Annotated in this window: 21 protein-coding genes; 11 read left to right on the top strand and 10 right to left on the bottom strand. The window is 38.9% G+C overall.

Annotated elements, in window-relative coordinates; all coding sequences use genetic code 11:
- Positions 1-8: 8 nt before the first annotated feature.
- Complete coding sequence (smc, locus tag AC1EU0_RS12105; RefSeq protein WP_480302694.1) at positions 9-3,404, bottom strand: chromosome segregation protein SMC; 3,396 nt, start codon at positions 3,402-3,404, stop codon at positions 9-11.
- Positions 3,405-3,743: 339 nt separating this feature from the next.
- Here smc and cysZ point away from each other — a divergent pair, with 339 nt between their 5' ends.
- The 3 genes from cysZ to AC1EU0_RS12090 all read left to right on the top strand — a co-directional run bounded on the left by cysZ (position 3,744) and on the right by AC1EU0_RS12090 (position 6,638).
- Positions 3,744-4,514: a sulfate transporter CysZ gene (gene cysZ, locus AC1EU0_RS12100; RefSeq protein WP_480302693.1), complete on the top strand. Its 771-nt coding sequence runs from the start codon at positions 3,744-3,746 to the stop codon at positions 4,512-4,514.
- 379 nt (positions 4,515-4,893) lie between these two features.
- Complete coding sequence (locus AC1EU0_RS12095; protein ID WP_480302691.1) at positions 4,894-5,505, top strand: hypothetical protein; 612 nt, start codon at positions 4,894-4,896, stop codon at positions 5,503-5,505.
- Positions 5,506-5,651: 146 nt separating this feature from the next.
- Complete coding sequence (locus AC1EU0_RS12090; RefSeq protein ID WP_480302690.1) at positions 5,652-6,638, top strand: helix-turn-helix domain-containing protein; 987 nt, start codon at positions 5,652-5,654, stop codon at positions 6,636-6,638.
- Between the two features lie 108 nt (positions 6,639-6,746).
- Here the strand turns inward: AC1EU0_RS12090 and dbpA are convergent, their stop codons facing one another.
- The 4 genes from dbpA to AC1EU0_RS12070 form a co-directional block, all read right to left on the bottom strand.
- Complete coding sequence (gene dbpA, locus AC1EU0_RS12085; RefSeq protein WP_480302688.1) at positions 6,747-8,150, bottom strand: ATP-dependent RNA helicase DbpA; 1,404 nt, start codon at positions 8,148-8,150, stop codon at positions 6,747-6,749.
- 108 nt (positions 8,151-8,258) lie between these two features.
- Positions 8,259-9,599 carry a DEAD/DEAH box helicase gene (locus AC1EU0_RS12080; RefSeq protein ID WP_480302686.1) on the bottom strand — a complete coding sequence of 447 codons (1,341 nt, stop codon included), beginning with the start codon at positions 9,597-9,599 and terminating at the stop codon, positions 8,259-8,261.
- Positions 9,600-9,781: 182 nt separating this feature from the next.
- A complete protein-coding gene (locus AC1EU0_RS12075; protein ID WP_121839846.1) occupies positions 9,782-10,531 on the bottom strand; it encodes a zinc-dependent metalloprotease family protein in 750 nt (249 codons plus the stop codon).
- Positions 10,532-10,575: 44 nt separating this feature from the next.
- Positions 10,576-11,283 carry a lipocalin/fatty-acid binding family protein gene (locus AC1EU0_RS12070; protein ID WP_480302685.1) on the bottom strand — a complete coding sequence of 236 codons (708 nt, stop codon included), beginning with the start codon at positions 11,281-11,283 and terminating at the stop codon, positions 10,576-10,578.
- A gap of 370 nt (positions 11,284-11,653) precedes the next feature.
- Here AC1EU0_RS12070 and AC1EU0_RS12065 point away from each other — a divergent pair, with 370 nt between their 5' ends.
- Both AC1EU0_RS12065 and AC1EU0_RS12060 read left to right on the top strand, forming a co-directional pair.
- A complete protein-coding gene (locus AC1EU0_RS12065) occupies positions 11,654-13,972 on the top strand; it encodes a carbohydrate binding family 9 domain-containing protein (protein WP_480302683.1) in 2,319 nt (772 codons plus the stop codon).
- A 127-nt stretch (positions 13,973-14,099) separates the two neighbouring features.
- The gene (locus AC1EU0_RS12060) at positions 14,100-14,453 is read left to right on the top strand and encodes a DUF4870 family protein (RefSeq protein ID WP_480302682.1); all 354 of its coding nucleotides are present in this window, start codon (positions 14,100-14,102) and stop codon (positions 14,451-14,453) included.
- Positions 14,454-14,480: 27 nt separating this feature from the next.
- On the opposite strand, the gene AC1EU0_RS12055 is transcribed toward AC1EU0_RS12060, so the two are convergent.
- Genes AC1EU0_RS12055 through AC1EU0_RS12045 form a run of 3 tightly spaced genes read right to left on the bottom strand, consistent with a single transcriptional unit; the run spans position 14,481 to position 16,069 of the window.
- Positions 14,481-14,930 carry a flavodoxin gene (locus AC1EU0_RS12055; protein WP_480302681.1) on the bottom strand — a complete coding sequence of 150 codons (450 nt, stop codon included), beginning with the start codon at positions 14,928-14,930 and terminating at the stop codon, positions 14,481-14,483.
- Positions 14,931-14,958: 28 nt separating this feature from the next.
- Positions 14,959-15,765, bottom strand: coding sequence for a tRNA pseudouridine(65) synthase TruC (gene truC / locus AC1EU0_RS12050; RefSeq protein ID WP_480302679.1), 807 nt, complete (start codon positions 15,763-15,765; stop codon positions 14,959-14,961).
- Positions 15,758-16,069 carry a YqcC family protein gene (locus tag AC1EU0_RS12045; protein ID WP_480302677.1) on the bottom strand — a complete coding sequence of 104 codons (312 nt, stop codon included), beginning with the start codon at positions 16,067-16,069 and terminating at the stop codon, positions 15,758-15,760. The genes truC and AC1EU0_RS12045 overlap by 8 nt, the downstream gene beginning before the upstream one ends.
- Positions 16,070-16,183: 114 nt before the next feature.
- On the opposite strand from AC1EU0_RS12045, the gene AC1EU0_RS12040 reads away from it, so the two are divergent.
- The 6 genes from AC1EU0_RS12040 to AC1EU0_RS12015 all read left to right on the top strand — a co-directional run bounded on the left by AC1EU0_RS12040 (position 16,184) and on the right by AC1EU0_RS12015 (position 19,238).
- Positions 16,184-16,726 (top strand): septation protein A, encoded by a 543-nt coding sequence (locus AC1EU0_RS12040; RefSeq protein WP_480302676.1) that lies wholly within the window; start codon positions 16,184-16,186, stop codon positions 16,724-16,726.
- Positions 16,727-16,728: 2 nt separating this feature from the next.
- Positions 16,729-17,028, top strand: a complete 300-nt coding sequence (locus AC1EU0_RS12035) for a YciI family protein (RefSeq protein WP_480302674.1) — start codon at positions 16,729-16,731, stop codon at positions 17,026-17,028.
- Entirely contained in the window at positions 17,028-17,834 is an 807-nt protein-coding gene (gene xthA / locus AC1EU0_RS12030) for an exodeoxyribonuclease III (RefSeq protein WP_480302673.1), read from the top strand. The genes AC1EU0_RS12035 and xthA overlap by 1 nt, the downstream gene beginning before the upstream one ends.
- A gap of 126 nt (positions 17,835-17,960) precedes the next feature.
- Positions 17,961-18,281 carry a hypothetical protein gene (locus AC1EU0_RS12025; protein ID WP_480302671.1) on the top strand — a complete coding sequence of 107 codons (321 nt, stop codon included), beginning with the start codon at positions 17,961-17,963 and terminating at the stop codon, positions 18,279-18,281.
- Between the two features lie 78 nt (positions 18,282-18,359).
- Positions 18,360-18,668 carry a hypothetical protein gene (locus AC1EU0_RS12020; protein WP_480302670.1) on the top strand — a complete coding sequence of 103 codons (309 nt, stop codon included), beginning with the start codon at positions 18,360-18,362 and terminating at the stop codon, positions 18,666-18,668.
- Between the two features lie 246 nt (positions 18,669-18,914).
- A complete protein-coding gene (locus AC1EU0_RS12015; protein WP_480302668.1) occupies positions 18,915-19,238 on the top strand; it encodes a hypothetical protein in 324 nt (107 codons plus the stop codon).
- 13 nt (positions 19,239-19,251) lie between these two features.
- On the opposite strand, the gene AC1EU0_RS12010 is transcribed toward AC1EU0_RS12015, so the two are convergent.
- Positions 19,252-19,890: a class I SAM-dependent methyltransferase gene (locus AC1EU0_RS12010; RefSeq protein ID WP_480302667.1), complete on the bottom strand. Its 639-nt coding sequence runs from the start codon at positions 19,888-19,890 to the stop codon at positions 19,252-19,254.
- A gap of 74 nt (positions 19,891-19,964) precedes the next feature.
- The gene (locus AC1EU0_RS12005; protein ID WP_480302665.1) at positions 19,965-21,914 is read right to left on the bottom strand and encodes a DNA topoisomerase III; all 1,950 of its coding nucleotides are present in this window, start codon (positions 21,912-21,914) and stop codon (positions 19,965-19,967) included.
- Between the last annotated feature and the right edge of the window lie 111 nt (positions 21,915-22,025).

Genomic DNA, 22,025 nt, shown 5'->3' with positions numbered 1-22,025 from the left:
CTGCAAAACTAACTGGCATCTGCCATTTGGACAGCTTCATCAATATCAACCGCTACGATTCGGGAAACTCCGGCTTCGTGCATAGTGACACCAATAAGCTGCTCAGCCATTTCCATGGTTATTTTGTTATGACTGATAAAAATAAATTGTACTGTCTGCGCCATTTCTTTCAGCAAGCGACAAAATCGCTCGACATTTGCATCATCAAGCGGCGCATCGACTTCATCCAACATACAAAATGGAGCTGGATTTAACCTAAAAATAGCAAACACTAATGATAAAGCGGTTAAGGCTTTTTCTCCACCCGAAAGTAAATGAATACTGCTATTCTTTTTTCCTGGTGGTCTAGCCATGATGGTAACGCCCGTTTCCAAAAGGTCATCATCCGTCAATGCTAAGTATGCACTCCCACCACCAAACACTTTAGGAAATAAGGTTTTTAAACCATCATTTACTTCTTCAAAGGTAGTCTTAAAGCGGGTTCGCGTTTCTCGATCAATTTTTCGGATTGCCGATTCTAAACTTTCAAGTGCTTGGGTTAAATCGTCATTTTGAGCATCAAGATAAACTTTACGTTCTTTCTGTTGTTCGTATTCATCTATGGCCGCTAGGTTGATTGCACCTAAACGACGAATCTGATTACGAACCTTGTCTAACGTTTGTTGCCACTCATCCACATTTGCCTCAACAGCAATGGATTGAATGATACTTTCTAAGTTTATCTGCTCTTCATTTATCTGCTGCTTCAAGCTATTAGCTTGGCCTTTAAGGCCTTCTCGATGTAACTTTAACTCGCTGATCTTCTGAGTCAAGACCTCACATTGTCCTACACTTTGCTTTTGGTTACTTCTTAACCCATCAAGTTGAGCTTGTAATTCAGCTTGTTGATTTCGATACTTATCCAGCTCTTTTTGTTGTTGTTGCTGTATTTGTAATTTTTGCTGTAATTGCTCTTGTAACGAATCTATTTGTAGCTCTGATGTTGAAGACACATCTTCACCAGCAAGCTCAAAAATTTGTTTGTCTATGTTCTGCTTATTGGTATTTAATTGGGTAGCTTGCTGATCACCCAAGGTTATCTTCATCTCATTTTTTTGGATTTGAAGATTGAGCTGTTCCCTTTGTTGCTGATATTGGGTCAATTGTGTTTTTAAATCACCAAACTGGGCATTGCCTTGTTGTTGCTTGTATTCTAACTGCTGAATTTTAGATTGAGCTTGTTCAACCACTTCCGTATGGTGCTCATTCTTTTCGGTTAACGACTCAATGGAAGATTCAAGCTGGATTACTTTGAGTTGCAACGCTTCTAATTGAGACTCAAGCAGTTGACGCTGAGCATTATTCTGTTCAATACGTTTCTGCTCGGCACTATAAAAAGATTGCTCTCGTGTTAATTCCAATTCCTTTTGCTGCAATTGCTTTTGGATATTTTCAATATCAACTTGCTTCTGTTGCTTATGAGACGAATATTGCTGACAGCTTTGCTGTAATATTTCTAGTTCGTCTTGCTGCTTTTGTAGTTCATTTTCAACAGACTCTTTTTCTGCTTTAAACGATAATTGAGTATTGGACCGTTGCGACTTTGACAACAAAAAACCCTGTCCTATCAAAAAGCCATCTTTAGTTAGTACACACTGGTCATCTTTTAAGTCATTTAAATAGGCTGTCGCTTGTTCTCTATCGTCTGCGAGCAATAAATTATCTAACCATGGTGCAAGGTTTACTGGGCATTTATCTAGCATCTCATGCTGAAATCCAGCTTCAATAACCACAAAGCCTGCATCATCAGAAAACTCCGGAACCACTTTAGCGGTGAGTAAATCTCCCAAAACAAGTTCCAAGGCTTTTTCCCAGCCTACAGCCGCTCTAATGACTTGCCAAACTTGCTGATGCTCTTGTTGTTGCTCTACTAACCAAGAATCAATAAAGGCCAGCCTAGATCGGCTTGCGGCTTGCTGTTGTTTTAATTCCTGTCGCTGAACATCTGCTTTTTCAAATGCGTTCTGGCTAATTTTAAAACTATTTTGTGATTCTGTTAGCTGAGCACGAAGCAGCTTAATTTGCTTCTCAATCTTCCCAAGTAATTGAGCATCAATTTTACTCGATTGAGTTTCTTCCAATGACTTTAATTGGGAGTTAACTTGATCTTGATTTTGTTGTGTTTGAGATAGTTGCTGCTGAGCATGGGTTAATTGACTACCAGCAAGTTGTAACTCCATTTTTGCATTGTGCAGCTCTTGCTTGAAATCTTGATGTTGAGATTGTTGCTGCTGTTTATGCTCTTGCTGTTGTTCTATTTTTTCAGACAATTCCTCAACTTTTTCGTCAAGCAGTTCCAACTCTGGTTGAGCATTGATTTGTTGCTGCTTTATTTGTTCTTGCTCAACGTCTAGTTGTTCGATTTGCTCGGTTAATTCAGCTAACTGTTGTGATAAACTGGTTAAGCGTTGCTGTTGGTGCTGCTCTAATTGTTGCTGATGACTAATTTGCTGCTCTAACTTCGCACGCTCTGTATTGTTATGATAAAACTCAGCAACCGCTTTTTGTTCAGCATCAGATGCTTCATTTAACTCAACCGTAAGTTGAGTTTGCTTTGTTTCAAAGCTTTTCAATTCTGACTGATACTTGACTAGTTCAAGATCCAGCTCTGATAATTGCTTACTGATTTCGTCAATCTGTTCATAAAACTCACTGTACCGCATCACTAATAGTTCAGCATGAGTTTTACGCTCTGTTTCTTTTAATTCTCGATATTTAACTGCGGCTTTAGATTGTGCTGCTAGTCTATCCAACTGAGTAGATAGCTCAGTCCGAATATCCTCTAAACGCTCTAAATTTTCACGGGTATGACGGATACGATTTTCAGTATCTCGACGACGCTCTTTGTAACGAGAAATGCCCGCAGCTTCTTCAATGAATACCCGTAAATCTTGCGGCTTAGACTCAATTAACCTTGAAATCATGCCTTGTTCAATAATGGCATAACTTCTGGGGCCTAACCCCGTTCCCATAAATAAGTCTGTTATGTCTTTACGGCGACATTTTTGACCGTTAAGAAAATAAGAAGAATCACCATCAAGAGTAACTTGACGTTTCACCGAAATTTCTTGATAACTGGCATATTGACCAGCAAGTCGACCATCTTGATTCTCAAATGTTAACTCAACACCTGCAACGGATATCGGCTTTCGAGCATTTGAACCACTAAAAATAACATCCGTCATCGCCCCACCACGCAAATGCTTTGCGCTGCTTTCTCCCAACACCCAGCGAACCGCATCAATAACATTAGATTTACCGCAACCATTAGGTCCGATAATGCCAGTTAATGATTTTTCAAAGGGGATTTTTGTTGGATCAACAAACGACTTAAATCCAGCCAATTTTATTTGTTTAAGTTTCATTTAGGCTGTGTGGAGTTCCATATTAAAATCTTTTTTATGAGAATAGATTACTTTAGCAAAGCTAAGACGCATTTTGTAACGTTTTTTACATTAGTAATCGCTTTTGTGACTTGTTATTAGCTCAAGAGTTATTCAAAATTATTTTATTCGTAATACTCGATGTGTGAATGAGAAAATATCCAGTAAATACAAATAGAGAATTAGTGTGGTAACACAGCTATCCGTAACAGGATGCCACGGATGTCAGCACTAGATATATATTTTTATTGGAATCCACACTTGTACACCTTTGCTAAAAGCGATTCACACAACGAATTCCAATTTTAAAAGGCTTAACTTATGAATTCTCAGCATTCTAGCACTAAGAGTGGCGTTAATTACTTTATTGATGGACTAAAACTTATCCGTCAGCCGGGGCTTAGAAGTTTTGTGTTCATCCCTCTTACCATCAACATTTTACTTTTTGCTACCGCCTTTTATTTTGCTTTTGTCCGATTACAGGCGTTATTCGATTGGTTAGGTGGTCAAATACCTGATTTTTTAAGCTGGTTAAATTTTTTATTGTGGCCTCTGGCTATTATTTCTATGTTAATCAGTATGTCGTTTGTGTTCAGCTCTGTAATGAATTGGTTAGCCGCACCTTTTAATGGCTTGCTAGCTGAAAAAGTTGAGGAAAAACTCACGGGAAAACCAATGAACACAGGTGGCACTGTTGATTTGATAAAAGATTTGCCTCGCATTCTTGGCCGTGAGTGGAAAAAGTTAAAATACTATCTGCCTAGAGCCATCTTAGTATTGTTACTCTTTTTTGTCCCAGTGCTAGGACAAACCATTTTTCCATTCGTTTGGTTTGCATTCAGTGCTTGGATGATGGCAATTCAGTATTGTGATTACCCTTTTGATAACCACAAAGTGAAATTTGATGACATGAAATTTGCGCTGAAAAATACCAAAGGAAGTAGCTTTAGCTTTGGTGCGACTGTGGCATTAGTATCGATGATCCCTATCGTGAACTTTATCGTTATGCCAGTTGCGATTTGTGGTGCCACCGCAATGTGGGTAGATAAATATCGTGAGGTTTATCGCAATGAGAACATTGCGCCTGATTAGATAATTAGCATCAAACGGATAAATTAATCCTAGTATGATGAAACATTTTTCATTACACGTCATATAGATCGTTGGTATTATTGTGCTTCTTTTTATTAATCAATAATAAACATTGCTCGACGTATATTCTTATTCGGACCTTGAACGTTCATTTTACGCGAAATTAATTCCTCTTGATTCATTAAAACAATCAAATCAGGAGGAATGCCCTGTTTGTTTGGTTTCCTTTGATGAAAAAAATGAGTACAGAGTAGTTCAAACAACTCATTGCACAAAGCCTCATTATTTTCATTTTGAATGCTTACAACTATATTCCCAAGCTCGATATCAACGTCATTTAGAGTTTGAGTGCCCTAAATGTAGATCAGAGCTCGGAAGAATGGGCTTTGCATTAACCAATACTACTGATAACCGACAGAAACTCGATAAACTTTTGGTCGATTTATTTATATCAGGCAAACAATATCTTGAAAAAATCGAAACTAACCCAGCGATGTCAGAAAGAGCTTTTAGATTACTTGATAATGCAGTTTTGTGTGGTAACGAAGAGGCAAAACCTTATCTCACTGAACTTCAGTTTTTATTAGGGAAGCAACGTCTTAAAGAGTCTTATAACGATCCCAAAATGATAGAAAGGGCCAAAGGGCTTTTACAAAGTGCTTTTGAGAATGGTTGTAAACAAGCTAAGCCTTTCATTGTTGAAGTGATGTTTGTATTAGGCAAACATCGTCTTGATTTAGCCTTAAAAGATGAGACCATGCTAATACCTGCCTTTTCTAGTCTCGATACTGCTTTTGCAGATGGTTTTGATGAAGCAAGGCCCTTTCTGGCCAAAGCTCAATTTTTATTAGGAAAGCACAGGTTAAAAGAAGCCAAAAACGACCCAAGCATGCTATCAAGAGCATCTAATCTACTGAACGCCGCAGTTGAGGGTGGTTGTATTGAGGCTCAACCTTTTCTTAAAACAACCTCAACAATGCGCCGAAAATAGTTCAAAATCTTACCTACGCAACCAAAACCATTATTCAATTTTCTATTAGCAACCACTAGTTGACAAAACTCCAACATCACTTGATAGTTTGCAACCAGATGATTTTCTATGCTTTCCACTCATCTATGGACGAAAGGACAAATAAAATGATTTTGGCGGAAAAGATAATCCAATTAAGAAAGCGTTTTGGTTGGTCTCAGGAAGAATTAGCAGACAAAATGAATGTGTCTCGACAATCTGTTTCTAAGTGGGAAAGCACTCAAAGTATTCCTGATTTAAACAAGATTTTATTGTTGGCTGAGATCTTTGGCGTAACCATTGATTTTTTATTAAAAGATGAGAACGAAACCATCGAGACTTCCGCTCAAAATGAGCAAAACAATAAAAACCAAGTTGGATTGGAATACGCATTACAGTATATCGAAAGTAAAGTAGCCATAGAAAAGCTGAACGCTAAAGGCGCAATGTTATGTATTTGCTCTCCTATCCCGTTGTTCTTTTTGTTAGCCATGGCTGAAGTTGGAAAATTTGGAATATCAGATAAATTAGCACCTGCAATTGGTATTGTTAGCGTACTCATTATTGTGGCTGTAAGTGTCGGCTTTTTTATTAAAACTAATCATTATGATGAAGATATTGAAGTTATCGATAATGAACCCTTTGAGCTAGCTTATGGCGTGCACAGTGCTATCAGTGAAAAACTCAAAAGTTACCGACCGACCTATAACTTTAAAACCTTTATAGCCGTATTCTTATTTATTATCAGCTCAGTACCTTTGCTTGTAACCAGCATTTTGATTAATAGCTCTATTTTGCCATTACTAATGCTTATTGTACTGCTGTTGATGATAGCCATAGGTGTTTATGTCGTTGTTCCTGCTGACGCTAAATTTGATGCCTATAATCGTATTCTGCAGGAAGGAAATGGAAAATCAAAAAAAAGTAATCGAGTGAAACGAGCAGAAAAATTAGCGGCATTTTATTGGCCATTACTGACCGCTATATTCCTTGGCTGGAGCTTTTGGACAATGGATTGGGGTACCACTTGGATTATTTGGCCTGTGGGCGCCGTATTGTTTGTTGCTCTAGTTGGATTAGCTGAATTGCTAGATAAAGATGAAAAGCCGCTTTAGCTATCTTTAGATTGTAACGAATCAAAAGGTCTTTAATTGAGAACGCCCTCTAGCTTTACTGGAAAAAGAATAACTCCAGTAAAGCTATGCTTTCTGACAAACCAGAAATTACATCAACCAAGCTCTAAAGTTACGCCCTTTCATTTTGCCGTTGGTTATTTTACGTAATGCTTTTTTAGCAATTTTGTTTTCAACTGCAACGAATGCACGAATATCAGTAATGTGAATCTTACCAATTTGATCACCACTGAGTTCTTGATTAGCCGTCAACGCACCTAGTATATCTCCGGGACGTAACTTTTGTTTCTTCCCACCATCAATTTGAATGGTTTTCATAGTAGGCTGAGGTGGTTGTGCGTGAATTAAACTCATTGGCGGGAGTGGCTCACTGACAATTTCACGGCCTAAATCGTCTTCAATCAATGATATGATGTAACCGTGCTCAGTATAAAAAGTGTATGCACTCCCTTTACTACCAGCACGACCTGTACGACCAATACGGTGGGTATGTACTTCATGATCAAAAGCCAGATGATAGTTAAATACGGCATCTAATGAATCAATATCTAACCCACGAGCGGCCACATCGGTAGCCACTAAAATGTTGATGCTTTTATTGGCAAAACGTAGTAATACACGATCACGATCTCTTTGCTCTAAATCGCCATGCAAAGCAGCAGCACTGAAACCTAGATTTTCTAACTCATCGGCTACTTGCTGAGTCTCACGCTTAGTATTACAAAAAACAACGGCACTTTGTGGTTGTTGCTGTAAAATGAGTAAACGTAAGGCTTCCATTCGATGCTGATTATCTTTTAACTGATAAAAGTGTTGTTCAATAGTCGAATTATCATGAACTTCTTTAACCGTAACACGATGCGGTGAGTGCATGATGTTTTCAGTCATTGCTTTTATCTGTTTTGGAAAGGTAGCGCTGAATAATAACGTCTGTTTGGTAACTGGCAATTCGGCAAGAATATCTTCTACAGCATCCTGAAAACCCATTTCCAACATACGGTCGGCTTCATCAAGGATCAGCATTTCAACATTGCTCAAATCTAAGCGATTGCGGCTAAGGTGATCAGTTATGCGCCCAGGTGTACCAACAATGATATGAGCGCCATGTTCCAGTGAACCAATTTGTGGGCCCATTGGTACACCACCGCACAAGGTAAGCACTTTAATATTATGAATACCTCGAGCCAATGTTCGAATTTCCTTGGCAACTTGGTCAGCTAACTCACGTGTAGGACATAACACCAACGACTGAATGCGAAAACGCTTCACATCTAATTTGTTAAGCAAGCCTAAACCAAAGGCTGCGGTTTTACCTGAGCCGGTTTTTGCTTGACCAATCACATCTTCTCCAGCAAGGATTAAAGGTAAACTTTGCTCCTGAATTGAAGTCATGCTTTGATAATTCATGGTGTGAAGGTTATCCAATAGCCCTTTCTTCAATGGTAATGATGAAAAAGCGGCTTTAGATTGTTTGGTGTTAGCAGACTGACTCAAGGTGATGCCCTACTGTATGGAGATGGAAAAAACTAGGCTGCAATTCTACCACTTGTTTGCGATTGAATTCAGCCTAACTTTGGAGGTTATATTTCGAAATATTGAACACTACTGAGGCTTAGAGTTTCTCACTCGACGACGTGTTGGATTCTTTTTCGCCGCTGGCTTACCGCTTCTATTTGATGATGGCTTACCTGTTGGTTTTTGAGTTGAAGCGGAATTGCTCGTGCGTTGACCATCTTGATGATCTTGCTTTGGTTTTTTCGGTTTTTTTATGCGCTTTTTCTTGCCATCTAACTGAGTTACAGGTAACTCATTAACCGGTTCGTACCCTTCTTGAACTTTTCTTTCTAAAATTTTATTTGTCAGACGCTCAATAGCCTTTAACTCTTTCAATTCATCTGCACAAACTAAAGACACGGCTTGACCTGTTGCCCCTGCACGGCCCGTACGACCAATTCTATGGACATAATCTTCGGCCACATTGGGTAAATCAAAGTTCACAACTTGCGGTAATTGATCAATGTCGATTCCACGCGCAGCAATGTCTGTTGCCACTAGAACTCTAGACTTTCCAGCTTTAAATTCTGCAAGCGCTTTAATTCTCGCGTTTTGACTTTTATTTCCGTGAATAACGCCAGCAAGAATGCCTTTACTCTCTAAGTGCTTTGTTAAGCGATTCGCACCGTGTTTTGTTTTGGTGAAAATCAGAACCTGTTTCCAGTTATTGGCCTTAATAAGCTTGGTTATTAGTGCTGTTTTTTTACTTTTATCTACTGGATACAACCATTGCTCTACGGTTTTAGCCGCTGCGTTTTCAGGTGTAACCGATATTTCTATCGGGTTATTCACTAACCCTTTGGCTAGTTTACGAATGTCGTCTGAGAAAGTAGCTGAAAACAGCAAATTTTGACGTTGCTTAGGCAGCATGGCAAGGATCTTTTTAATATCGTGGATAAAACCCATGTCCAACATTCTATCGGCTTCATCTAATACTAAAATTTCAAGCTGTTTAAAATTAACTGCATTTTGATTGTAGAGATCCAACAATCTGCCTGGTGTTGCGACCAGCACATCCACACCTTTACGTAACTTCTGCATTTGTGGGTTAATTTTAACACCACCAAAAACAACAGTAGAACGAAGAGGGAGATTAGCACTATAGGTTTGAACACTTGCACCTACCTGAGCCGCCAACTCTCTTGTTGGCGTTAAAATAAGGGCACGTACTTGGTTTGGTCGAACCCTCGTACCATCAGAAAGCCTTTCTAAAATAGGCAAAGTAAAGCCTGCCGTTTTGCCCGTCCCAGTCTGAGCGGCTGCCATCACATCTTTGCCATCTAAAACAGCAGGTATTGCATGGCTCTGTATAGGTGAAGGTGAATCGTATCCTTGTTTTTTTACAGCTTCGAGGATAGGGGCTGATAAACCTAGAGAGGCAAAACTCATGAAATAATCTCTTTTTTGTGGCAGCGTTCAGTCTACATCAACGGAACGAGGGGACGGCAGCTTACAGCAAATGATAGAAAGGTGCTAATACCAATTCACCTATAGATGATTCAACATTTCACTCAAACGGAAAAAGGGAGCTATTGCTCCCTAGTTCATTCCCTCGTTTGTAACGCTAACGATTAAAAGAAGTTAGCTACATCATCCTTCACATACCAAAGTGTTTTGTTTGAGTAAGACTCACCTTCCACACCACAGGCTTGTCCATTACATCCATTCCAATAAGGATCTGAGAAGTAATCCAAACGAACTGCTGAACCGAAGGCTTGCGGATAAGCCATAATAGTTGAGAAATTATTATCTACGCCATGACCTACGCCATCAGCAAACACTCCACCTCTATTACCTTGACGCACCGAGTGGCCTAACCCCATGTTGTGTCCTAACTCATGAATAAAGGTCGCAGCACCACAATCAACGGCAGTGACACTGAACATGCGATCTTTCATTTGCGGGTACAAGTTACCATTTTGACCTTGACCAACCCATCCAATACCACAAACATAGCCCCCCTGAACGTTTTGACGCTTGCCTAGAAGTACAACCATATCTGCACGGACATTGGCACGAGTATCTTTAACGCCTTGACTATTTGTGAGTAAGTTAAGGTGAGCTTCTGATGGAACTAAATTATCCGTAGATGCCGGTTGAGATTGCCTACCAACTAATCGTAACTCTATATCTAATCCGTTATTTCGATAAATGCGATTAGAGTTAGAAATATACTGATTGATCTTAGTATCAATATTCGTAACAGCATCAGCTGCAGGCTGTGTATATAAAATCATTACATCAATGGTTTCTGCATTCACTGCTGTTGAAGCAAGCAGAGCTGAGACCCCTAATGCAGTTTTTTTAATTGATTTGTGCATTGTTTTCTCCATTTTATTTTTGATTTAAGTGAGGGAATTTTTTGTTATTGGCTGAGGCTGAAAATTTTGTCTTTTTTATGTTCAACTTTGCCATTTGGGATCACAGCATCGCTGTGTTCTTTGGAATGTTTAGATTCAAGATCAGTTTTAGAGGCTATCCATGCGTATTTACCGTTGCCTTCAACAATGTAAGTGTCATTTTGAGTTGCTAGATTGCCGTATACAGCTTCTTCTCCCAAAGTGATCACTGCACTATACAAGCGTCCAGCCCCAGGTATATTGGCTTCTATCGTTTTATCACCATTTGAATGAACCTGCACAAAATCAACTTCACCGGTATAACTTCCTCCCATTTGAGGAATATATAAGTCGACATAATCACCAACTTCTAGCGCTTTTAGCTCAGCCAAATCGAGTTCAATGTATTGCTCTTTAGTAAGATCGGCAGGTAGCTTGCCCTGCTCTTTTAAAACACGTTCAGCTTCTTCTGAATCAACCCAAACAACGGTGTCTTTTTCTTCTGCTATTAAATTTTTACTCTTCGAAGGTGATTGAGGTTTAAACATATCAACACCTGTCGATAAGCCATTTTCAATTTTAGGAATTGTTCTACGAACAAGAGGTATTGAAGGTCCAGACACATCAACATTAACGACAGGTGAATCAGGCTCAGATTTTTTAAAGAAGTTCATTGCCCCTAATCCTAGAAGCATTACAAATACAATAACGATAACCAGAATTTTTTTATTCATATAACATCCTAGTAGTTCCTAAATTATCAAAAACCAGATGTTACATTATTGTTAAATTAGAGTGTTAATACCAATTGGAAATATACATATATCATATTGAATTATAAGATATTTACCACATATCCGACGAGTCAATATTTTGTCTTACGTCAAAAATACAATGCCAATCATCAAAGAGTTTTTAGACTTATATTTTCCTAAGTTCAAGCAATAATTAAGTCTCTGTATGTAAACTTTTACTCAATCACATCCCCCATACAAACTTTGTAACAATTAACCTCCTGTATCGCTTTTTTGCCAATAGATCCGTTTTCCAAACAGTGTAAAATTAACAACAAAATAAAAACATCATTCACAAAGGCTCACAACTTTGAAAACTCGTTTTTTTGCAGGGTTAGCGGTATTGTCTGCATGCATTTCAAATTTTGCATTTGCTGGCGATAAAAACAATGCTCACCTAGTTATTCCTACACTCTCCACTGCTGCTACTATTGATGGCGTATTAGATGAACAGCAATGGCAACAAGCCGCTGTTACTACTCTAAATTATGAAGTTCGTCCTGCTGAAAATCAGCCTGCTCCTGTAGAGACTGAAGCCCGCATTTTTGCTACAGACACTTCAATTTTTGTTTCTTTTATAGCCAGAGATCATAAGCCATCTGATATTCGTGCTAACGTCCGTGCACGAGACAAGATCTTCGGGGATGATCTTGTTGGTTTAAAGTTTGATACATTCAACGATTCTCGACTTGCTTACAACTTCTTTGTTAACCCTTATGGTGCTCAAAGTGATTCGATTGAAAATGAATTAACAGGCCAAGAAAGTGATGCTTGGGATGGCATTTGGTACAGCGCTGCAACTCGCGTAGAAGATGGCTATCGCGTTGAAATGGAACTTCCTTTGTCTCTCTTCAACTTCGACGACAGTCTTGATAAACAACAATGGGGCTTTGAGTTTATTCGTTATTACCCAAGAGATGTTATTCATCGTTTATCGTCTTTACCCCAAGACAGAAACAACAGTTGCTTTCTTTGCCAATTAGGTGTTGCTGAAGGCTTGTCAGGCGCCAAACAAAGTAGTGGTTTACAAATTACTCCCTCAATAGTTGGCGCACGCTCACAAGAACGAAACATTAATCCTAAAACTGATTGGAATAACAGCAACGATGTTGAGGTAGGCGCCGATGTTCGATGGGCAATCACGCCGTCAACCTTATTAAATGCCACTGTAAATCCTGACTTCTCTCAAGTTGAAGCTGATGCTGGACAGCTAAATATCAACTCCACTTTCACTTTGTTTGTTGATGAGAAACGCCCATTTTTCTTAGATAACAAAGATTACTTTGATACTCAAAAGAATTTCTTGCATACAAGAAATATCGCTGCACCTGATTATGGTTTAAAACTTACCAGTAAGGTTGAGCAACACACAGCAGGTCTTTTGGTTGCTAATGATAGTGTTACCAATTTTATCGTCCCGGGCAATTTGGGTAGTAAAGTAGTTTCACTAAATGAAGATAGCATGAACATAGCAGGTCGATACCGCTATGATGTGTCTGAAGACTTATCTGTAGGCACTTTACTCACCATTAAAGACTCTGATGAATATCATAACTATTTATTAAGCGGTGATGTTAAGTATAAGCCAACGACCAAAGATACCTTTCAAGTTCAGTTTGCTGGCTCTCAGACTCAATACCCAACCACACTAAAAGACAGATTTAGCTGTGAAAGAAGTGAAGTGTTTAATGGCTTTGATAGCTGTGAAGCTCATTTACGTTCAGCAATAGATGGTAATTTTACGGGTACTTTTTATCGCCTAAGTTATAAACATGCGACTCGTAATTGGTCAGGCTTTGCAGTCTTTGAAAATATCAGTGATGACTTTCGTGCAGACCTTGGCTTTATGACCAGAGCCGACTTCAATAAGTTTGTTGTTGGTGGCGATTATAAGTGGTTCTTAGATGATAACTTCTTTCATACCATTCGCCTGCATGGTGACTGGGATATCACTCACTCAGAAAGCGGTGAACTGCTTGAGCGCGAATCTCAAGCCTTTATCGACTTTGATGGTGATTATCAAAGCCGCCTGAAGTTTGGGGTTGTTTCTCGTACTGCTGTAGGTTTACGCAAAAACAATTCGACGCTTCGTATCAAAGGTAATACCGATTATTTTGATGAAACGGACTTTTTCTTTAGAGGCCAATTTGATCCAAGCGCAGATATAACGCTGGGACTGACAGCCATGTACGAAAAAGAAATTGATTTTGCTAATAATCAATTGGGTAAAAAGCTGCGTTTAAACCCTGATTTTGGTTGGGATGTAACAGAGCGCCTGTCAATAGATGTAGAGTATGAAAACACTCGCTTTAATGTGGATGGCGGTCGTCTGTTTACGGCTAACTTGCTGGATTTCCGCTTAAATTGGCAATTCACTGTAGAAAGCTTTTTAAGGGTGTCAAGCATTTACACTCACATTAAACGTGACCCAAGCTTATACAAGTATTCCAAGCGAAATGCCAAGTTTAGTAACGTTAATAACGAAGTATTATACGGTTATAAACTCAACCCTCTGAGCGTATTTTATCTAGGCTACTCAGATGGTCATATCGCTAATGATGATGTGGACTCATTAACACAAACTGAGCGACGCCTATTTATGAAAGTCAGTTATGCGTTTGTGCTGTAAAAAATAGGGCGTGTTGATCTTATTGAGAGAGCTTCGGCTCTCTTTTGGGGGCTTGTAAAACAAGCACAGATATTTTAATTTAGCTTCAGCTTATTTTACGAACAATAACACTTAAAAGGACTAAACCATGTCAACGATTGACCCAACTACCCCTTTGTCATCTTATGATTCAGCCGCTAAACAAAATGCACTTATTGCATATGTTTTAATGGGAATTGGCTTATTTACTGGAATATTTTGGTTTGTAGGCTTTATTTGGGCATTTATAAAGAAATCCGATGCTGAAAATAGTATTTTTGCTGATCACTATTCAAATATTATTTCGGTATTTATTTGGGGGCTGGTATTTAGCATTATTGGCTTTATTACTATGTTCTTTATCGTAGGCTGGTTTATTTTAATTGGTGTATTTATCTGGTCAATTTTCAAACTTGTAAAAGGTGTTGCTAACCTGACATCCAATAAAGCCTATAACGGCTAACAACATCGAAAAACAGGCTAGCAAATGCTAGCCTATTGCTTCAATAAAACCTTTTATCCATGCTTGAGCTTCAATTTCTGGTTCCATCGTTTCTATCGCATCCACTTCTAAACGTGGAACTATGGCATTTGCACCAAGTTCTTCTAACAATGCGTCTACTTGCTTAATGGCTCCGCAATAAGTCTCATAGCTAGAGTCTCCCAAACCAATTAATCCATATTTTAGTTTTGGCAAATAAGCTGCAGCAGATCTCATCGATTCAAACCAAGGTTGTATGTTATCAGGGAGGTCTCCCTGACCTGTGGTAGATGTGATAACCAATAGCAATTCATCTTCTGAGGGCACAAAATCAACATTTTCTTCTGGGTTTAATAGATTTGTTTGATAACCCTGCTCCTGTAATTCCGTGGCTAGCGTTTCAGCGACAAATTGTGCACTGCCGTATACGGTTCCAAATAAAATGTTGATTGTTTTCACAATAGGATCCTTCTGATACCTGTTTAATTTAATTAACAATATCGATTATAGGCTCTGTTAACAAGGTTTCATCATTCCAACCCAATTGTTCGAAGATTTCTAACCATTCTTTTTCAAGCTCGGCTTCTACTTCAATTCGTTCATTGGTAATTGGGTGATTAAATACCAGTTTTTTAGCGATAAGCCAAAGGCGATTCACGCCAGAAAAATCTCTAAAAAATTTGTTTTGCTTGCCATCACCATGAGTGGTATCTCCAATAATGGGATGTCGAAAATGTGCCATGTGGCGTCGAAGCTGATGCTTACGGCCTGTGTGTGGTTGCATTTTTATCAGGGCATAACGACTGGTTGGGTATCGCCCAGATTGATAGGGGATTTCAGCATTAAGCATCGGCCAGTAATCGGTAATAGCCGATTGTGCTTCTTTGTCTTTATCAGCATATTTGTCGGCAATATCATCCAGTTCTTCTTTTAATGCATAATCCATTCTATCGGCTTGAGTTACATGACCTCTAACCAGTGCGAAATAATATTTTTCGATACTATGTTCTTCAAATTGCTTACAAAGGTGATTGGCAATTTCACTACTTTTGGCAAATAACAATACACCTGAAGTAGGTCTATCTAAGCGATGAACAGGGAATACATGACACCCCACCAAATCTCGCGTCATCTGCATAGCAAAGAACTTTTCTTTTCTAGACAAATAAGTGCGATGCACAAGCAGCCCAGCAGGCTTATGAATGGCGACTAAGTGCTCATCTTCAAATAAAACTTCAATATGTGGTGGGGTTTCTTCTAATTCCACTTCGTCTAAGTGTGTTACATCAGTCATTAAATAACTTATCCGTTGCTTTTAACAATTCAATTAATGGTTGCAGTTGGGGCTGTTGTCCCCAAACATGTTCTGCCATAGGAGAAATCGACATTGAACTGGGTAACGATTGCTCTGAGTCAATTAAGAATTGAATTTTGGGGATGAATATAAATTGTAGCCATTGTTCAAATGGCATCACATCATACGCAAAAGGTGTTGTGCTATTGAGCTGTTCACTCGATAGCGATTGTACTGACCACAAATCATGCTGCTTCAGGTTCTGCTCTATAAGCTGGAGATGCTTCTGGATTACTTGAGTCATTAAAATATCATTAGAAAAATCTTAATCACTATTTTAATCGAAAATGGTGGTCGTTGTTAGGGTAATAATCCTCGTGTTACACTCCTGAGCATCAATAATTTCTTTAACTTCCGTATGAAACAAATACTCGAATTTTTACCCTTAATCATTTTTTTCTTGGTTTATAAATTTTTTGATATTTATGTCGCAACTGGCGCTTTAATCGCAGCAACGCTTATCCAGCTTATCGTTACTTACCTTCTTTATAAAAAAGTTGAGAAGATGCTACTGGTCACTTTTGCAATGGTGGCTATATTCGGAACCCTAACCATAGTATTCCATGACGATAACTTTATTAAATGGAAAGTCACTCTAATTTACATTTTGTTCGCTGGCCTATTAATTGGCAGCCAACTGATGAATCGCTCTGTAATTAAGTCCATGCTGGGTAAAGAAATCGAAGCGCCTGAAAAAATCTGGCGAAACCTCACCTTCTATTGGGCAGCTTTTTTTGCAGTATGCGCAGCCATTAATATCTATATTGCCTACAACTTTTCGCTTGAAACATGGGTAAACTTTAAAGTCTTTGGGTTAACCATACTCAGTATTCTCAACCTTGTGGGAACTATCGCTTATCTCTACCCTCACCTCCCGCAAGAAGAAAACGATAAGGAATAATTATGTGGTACATGATTTCATCTCAAGATGTTGAAAATAGCCTTGAGTTAAGAAAATCGGCTCGTGCTGGCCATATTGAGCGCTTAAAACAATTATCAGAAGAAGGCCGCTTGATGATTGCAGGCCCTCACCCAGCAATCGATAACGAAGAACCTGGTGATGATGGCTTTACGGGCTCTTTGGTTGTAGCACAATTTGATTATTTAGAAGAAGCTCAAGCATGGGCCGATGCCGACCCTTATGTCGCTGCTGGCGTATACCAACACGTTATCGTTAAACCTTTTAAGCGAGTATTGCCTTAATGAAAATCGTATCTTTCAATATCAACGGACTGAGAGCCAGACTTCACCAACTTCAAGCACTGATTGATACTCAGCAACCTGACATCATTGGTCTTCAAGAAACTAAAGTACATGATGAGGCCTTTCCATTAGAAGCGGTTGAAGCCATGGGCTACCACGTTCACTATCACGGTGGTAAAGCACACTATGGTGTTGCCATGCTATCAAAAAAAGCCCCTATTCATGTTCAAAAAGGCTTTCCAACTGATGAGGAAGACGCACAACGCCGTATGATCATCGGTAAGTTCAAACAAGACAGTGGACGTACTCTTACCGTTCTCAATGGCTACTTCCCTCAAGGGGAAAACATTGAGCACGAAACCAAGTTTCCTGCCAAGCGTAAATTCTATAAAGATTTAATGACTTATCTTAATAAGCATCATTCAAATGATGAAGACATTGCTGTTATTGGGGACATCAACATTTCTCCAATTGATTTAGATATTGGTATTGGTGACGTTAACGCAAAACGCTGGCTAAAAACGGGAAAATGTAGCTTCCAACCTGAAGAGCGTGAATGGCTACAAACTCTGCTTGATTGGGGGTTGATTGATACGTTCCGCCAATTACATCCAACGCGTGAAGATCGTTATTCATGGTTTGATTATCGAAGCAAAGGCTTTGTGGATAATCGTGGGCTTCGTATTGATGTCGTTTTAGCTACACCATCACTTGCTGAAAGATTGGTTGAGTCAGATGTCGATTATGACTTAAGGGGCATTGAAAAACCGTCTGATCATGCGCCAATTTGGAGTACGTTTAATTAATTATCACCTGCCCCTGCTAACCCTATCAGGGGCTAATTTATTTCATAATTCATTTAATATCCACCTTAGATTTATAGACTATCAATTAAACTCTACTCATTATTTTGATGATTTAAGTAGATTGTTATGGCCACTGAACTTAAAGGTGTTTCTGATCCTATAAAAGCACCACAATCCCAAGAAATCCCCCGTAGTGAAGAAGATAATTGTGAAATATTTGGTTTTGAAATACAGCAGCCACAAAAGCTTATCGAAGGCGTATGGTGTGGAGTCACTACGACTTTTTGTTGCTTTTTCAATCACCCCGCTTGCTTTGCATTGTCGATTGCAGGTGGTGGGGTGACCTATGGACTTCTTAGAGAATCACTTGAACCCAAATTAACTGATGCGGAAAAAGCAAAGCTAATGAATGAGATAAATAAAATCGCCAAACCTAAAAAGGAGTGATACTTGTTCTTAGTCTTTCAGCTTGAGTTCAAATAGATTTGATAAGCTAACTGTAAATTCAACAATTATGGTTAGCTTATGTCTTCAGCCACTTCAGGAACTATCCTTCCTAATACAAAAAGTTTTTTGCATCCTGAGGGACAAACTGCCCAAGAGCCAAAAGAATTTCATCAACAGTTCATGGGATTTAAGGTAATAAACGCCAAGGATTCGAGGGATGACCTACTAGCAGCTGCAGGTAGCTTGGCGAGCGGCATAGCGTTATTTTTTATCGGCAGCGCAATTGGAGGCCCAGTTTTTGGAACTGCTTGTGCGACCCCAGCTCTCGTCGCTGGTGAAATCAGCATAGATAATTTTTATCGAGGAGCCAAAGTTACTCAATCTTAACCTGTTAAATGAACGATTGAAAACGATTGTTTGCGGGTGTCACTATTGGTGGTGTTTCAATATGCTATTTTTTATTGGGTCGTTTTCATGAATCATTAGGTGCTGGCGCGGCCTGTGCAGTCGTTATCTATACTGTGATTTATGGCTAATACTGACTCCAATATCATAATTCATTTATTGTTCACTTTGAATTCATCATTGCAGAGTTACAATTTACAAAAAGAAGTTGCTTGTAGGTGAAGTATTATGTCAACGGAAGCAGGTGCAGTGATAGTGGCTAAAAATGAAGTTTACATAGATATACCACTAGATAAACAAGAAGTTAATGACAAGAAAGGTTACAAACTGTTCGGGTATAAGGTTAACCTTCCTTCAATTGAGCGGCCACGACATTTTGTCGCAGGTTCGGCAATTGGAGTTGGTGCAGCTGTTTCTATCTTTTTGACTCCTTCACCTTTTGGGCTTCCGACATTTATGGGATTAGGTATTTTATCAGGGCTATTTATAAATACTTCTACCCGCAAAGTTGAAAAATACTCAATAGAAAATCCCCGTACGACATCAGTATAAAAATCGGGGCTCTTTAACAAACTTTCCTTGCATAAAGGAACATATCTATCGCTTGTAACTGATTGGCCTCAGGCGGCATCATTTTTCGCTTCACTTCAATCAGTTCTAATCCGTTTGCTTGCAACTGAGCCACACAAAACGGATAAGAGTGATAGTGAATATAGACTTGATCGCCACTTGATGATGTTTGATAGCCGTTATCAAACGAACTGCCTTCCATAGTACTGAAATACAAGATTCCGTTGGGCTTTAATAAGCTAGAAATGTTAGCAATTAACTGAGCAACATTTTCCTCATCTAAATATGGTGCATTAAAACCACAAATAACCGCATCAAATTTCTGTTCGATTTTGCTAATTTCTCGTGAATCGAGTACTTTAAAACGACCATTCTTAACATTTGCTTTAGCAAGCTCAATCATAGCTGGTGACAAATCGGTACCATTAACTTGATAATCTTGACGACGCTTTAACAAGTAACTTGAAATATTTGCTGGCCCACAACCAATATCTAAAATTTTTGCATTTGGGGTTGTAACTAAATCACAGATGGCATCATACGTATCAAAGTAGTGTTCGAAATCCATATATTTTTCTTGGTACTGCTGCGCCAATTTATCAAAAGTTGCAACTGAGGTTTGATATTTATCCATTTCAATGATACTCACCTAGCCAAAAGGAATCGTTTTATACCAAGGTGTATGAGTTCATACAATAACAATTATTATTAAGTAGATTTTTTAGAGCTTGCTTTACCCTTTCGAGAAGTACTCTTCTTTCTGTAAAAACGCTTTTTACTCTGTGTCGATTTGACTCCTTGCAGTGCTGTGGGCAATTGTTGACTGGCTATTTCAATCAGCTGATGCAATTGATGTTGCATCGGAAGCATAAAATCCTGATAACGCGTTTCTTTACGGCTTATTGCTTCTAAACTTGACTCCCATAGCGCTGTCATATCTGGTTGACTGACATTATCAGGCAAACTTTTTATCAAACCTACTCCTGCTTCGGTGGCAAGAATGGTTTTTCCCTGTCTTTTCAAAAAACCACGCTTAAACAACAATTCGATAATACCTGCACGTGTTGCTTCGGTTCCTAAGCCATCGGTTTCTTTTAGCACTTTTTTAATTTCAGGATCTTGAACAAAACGATTGATCCCCGTCATAGCCGATAATAACGTTGCATCGGTAAAGTGTTTAGGTGGCTGGGTTTGCTTCTCAAGTAACTCACCGTGTGTGCAAGTTAATTTCTGACCCAAAGTAAGAGGCGGTAGTAGCTGGGCTTCAGTCCTATCTTGTGAATTCTCTTTGGTTGATGACTTAAATAAACTTTTCCAACCTAAGGATTGTTCAGTTTTACTTTTACAACTGAATTTACCACCAGCAATAGTCACTTCGACTTGGGTTTCTTGATATAAATACGCAGGATAAAATTGTGCCAAATATTGCCTTGCTACTTGCTGATATACTTTGCTTTCATTTGCTGACAATTTAGCTAAATCAACTCGTTTTTCTGTTGGAACAATAGCGTGGTGAGCATCCACTTTACTGTCATTCCACACTTTTGATTTTAGGCTTGTATTAGGCTGAGGAATATTCGAGACAAGCTCTGAAGCATTAGCTATAACCGCTGCTACAACTTTTGGCGCAAGTTGTAATTGCTCTTTGGGAAGATAACGGCTGTCTGATCTTGGGTACGTAATGAGTTTGTGCTTTTCATATAAGCTCTGACAGATAGACAATACGTCCTGTGCCGACATTGCAAACCGTTTAGCGCAATCAATTTGCAAACTGGATAAGTTATATGTCAAAGGCGGATTTTGTTTTTTGTCTTTTGTTTCCAGTTTGGTAATTTCTGCTGCTTGGTTACCTATACGGTTCACAACATTTTCAGCTAATCCTTTAACCAACACTCTACCTTCTTCATCCATATAAGGCTGACAAGCTTCACTGGGTTGCCACTTAGCTACAAACCCTTCACTTTTATCTGTCAATAAGTGCGCCAAAACTTCATAAAATGGCTTTGATTGAAACTGCTGAATTTGCTCATCACGTCTGACGACTAACCCAAGTAATGGCGTTTGAACTCGACCTACAGATAGTACCCCGTCATAACCCACTTTTTTTCCTTGTATGGTATACGCACGAGTCAAATTAATACCGAAAAGCCAATCAGCTCTACTTCTTGCTAAAGCTGAAGTTGCTAATGGAATGAACTCACGATTACTTCTTAAGTTATTTAAGGCACGTTTAACAGCGGCGGGATTTAAGTCACTAATCAATAAACGCTGAACTTGATTGAGTTTATTTCCTTTGACCCCTAAATGAGAAATAACTTCATCAACCAATAACTGGCCTTCACGATCTGGATCTCCAGCGTTAACAATTTGAACAGACTGCTTTACCAACTTTCTGAGAACTGTGAGTTGCTTTCGGGTCTTAGGCTTGGGCTTGAGTTGCCATTTTTTAGGAATGATTGGTAAATGTTCTAATTTCCAACTTTTATACTTTTCATCGTAAGCATCTGGCTCAGCTGTTTCAAGTAAATGACCAATACACCAAGAAACACAGTCACCATTAGCCAATTCAATATAGCCATCATGTTTTTTATGTGGTTTGGGTAACACATCGGCAATAGCTCTTCCCAAGCTAGGTTTCTCTGCGATATAAAGGATCATCAACGACAATTACTGGATAAATTTACAGTAACTATAAATTTTCCAGAATTGATATGCAACTTTCAGCATTTAGACCGTAACTCGCCATATCGTACATCGTCATAAATTGTA

The organism is Parashewanella sp. 2210YD4-3, from assembly GCF_056591735.1.
This window is presented reverse-complemented; position numbering and strand designations above follow the sequence as displayed.

Bases quoted from the DNA above. Each gene is read 5' to 3' on its own strand.
- AC1EU0_RS12045 (WP_480302677.1), bottom strand. From the start codon at position 16,069: ATGACTCAAGTAATCCAGAAGCATCTCCAGCTTATAGAGCAGAACCTG.
- AC1EU0_RS12090 (WP_480302690.1), top strand. From the start codon at position 5,652: ATGATTTTGGCGGAAAAGATAATCCAATTAAGAAAGCGTTTTGGTTGG.
- truC (WP_480302679.1), bottom strand. From the start codon at position 15,765: ATGACTGATGTAACACACTTAGACGAAGTGGAATTAGAAGAAACCCCA.
- AC1EU0_RS12035 (WP_480302674.1), top strand. From the start codon at position 16,729: ATGTGGTACATGATTTCATCTCAAGATGTTGAAAATAGCCTTGAGTTA.
- AC1EU0_RS12005 (WP_480302665.1), bottom strand. From the start codon at position 21,914: ATGATCCTTTATATCGCAGAGAAACCTAGCTTGGGAAGAGCTATTGCC.
- AC1EU0_RS12020 (WP_480302670.1), top strand. From the start codon at position 18,360: ATGTCTTCAGCCACTTCAGGAACTATCCTTCCTAATACAAAAAGTTTT.
- AC1EU0_RS12080 (WP_480302686.1), bottom strand. From the start codon at position 9,599: ATGAGTTTTGCCTCTCTAGGTTTATCAGCCCCTATCCTCGAAGCTGTA.
- AC1EU0_RS12060 (WP_480302682.1), top strand. From the start codon at position 14,100: ATGTCAACGATTGACCCAACTACCCCTTTGTCATCTTATGATTCAGCC.
- AC1EU0_RS12015 (WP_480302668.1), top strand. From the start codon at position 18,915: ATGTCAACGGAAGCAGGTGCAGTGATAGTGGCTAAAAATGAAGTTTAC.
- AC1EU0_RS12095 (WP_480302691.1), top strand. From the start codon at position 4,894: ATGGGCTTTGCATTAACCAATACTACTGATAACCGACAGAAACTCGAT.
- AC1EU0_RS12040 (WP_480302676.1), top strand. From the start codon at position 16,184: ATGAAACAAATACTCGAATTTTTACCCTTAATCATTTTTTTCTTGGTT.
- AC1EU0_RS12010 (WP_480302667.1), bottom strand. From the start codon at position 19,890: ATGGATAAATATCAAACCTCAGTTGCAACTTTTGATAAATTGGCGCAG.
- xthA (WP_480302673.1), top strand. From the start codon at position 17,028: ATGAAAATCGTATCTTTCAATATCAACGGACTGAGAGCCAGACTTCAC.
- smc (WP_480302694.1), bottom strand. From the start codon at position 3,404: ATGAAACTTAAACAAATAAAATTGGCTGGATTTAAGTCGTTTGTTGAT.
- AC1EU0_RS12070 (WP_480302685.1), bottom strand. From the start codon at position 11,283: ATGAATAAAAAAATTCTGGTTATCGTTATTGTATTTGTAATGCTTCTA.
- AC1EU0_RS12075 (WP_121839846.1), bottom strand. From the start codon at position 10,531: ATGCACAAATCAATTAAAAAAACTGCATTAGGGGTCTCAGCTCTGCTT.
- AC1EU0_RS12025 (WP_480302671.1), top strand. From the start codon at position 17,961: ATGGCCACTGAACTTAAAGGTGTTTCTGATCCTATAAAAGCACCACAA.
- cysZ (WP_480302693.1), top strand. From the start codon at position 3,744: ATGAATTCTCAGCATTCTAGCACTAAGAGTGGCGTTAATTACTTTATT.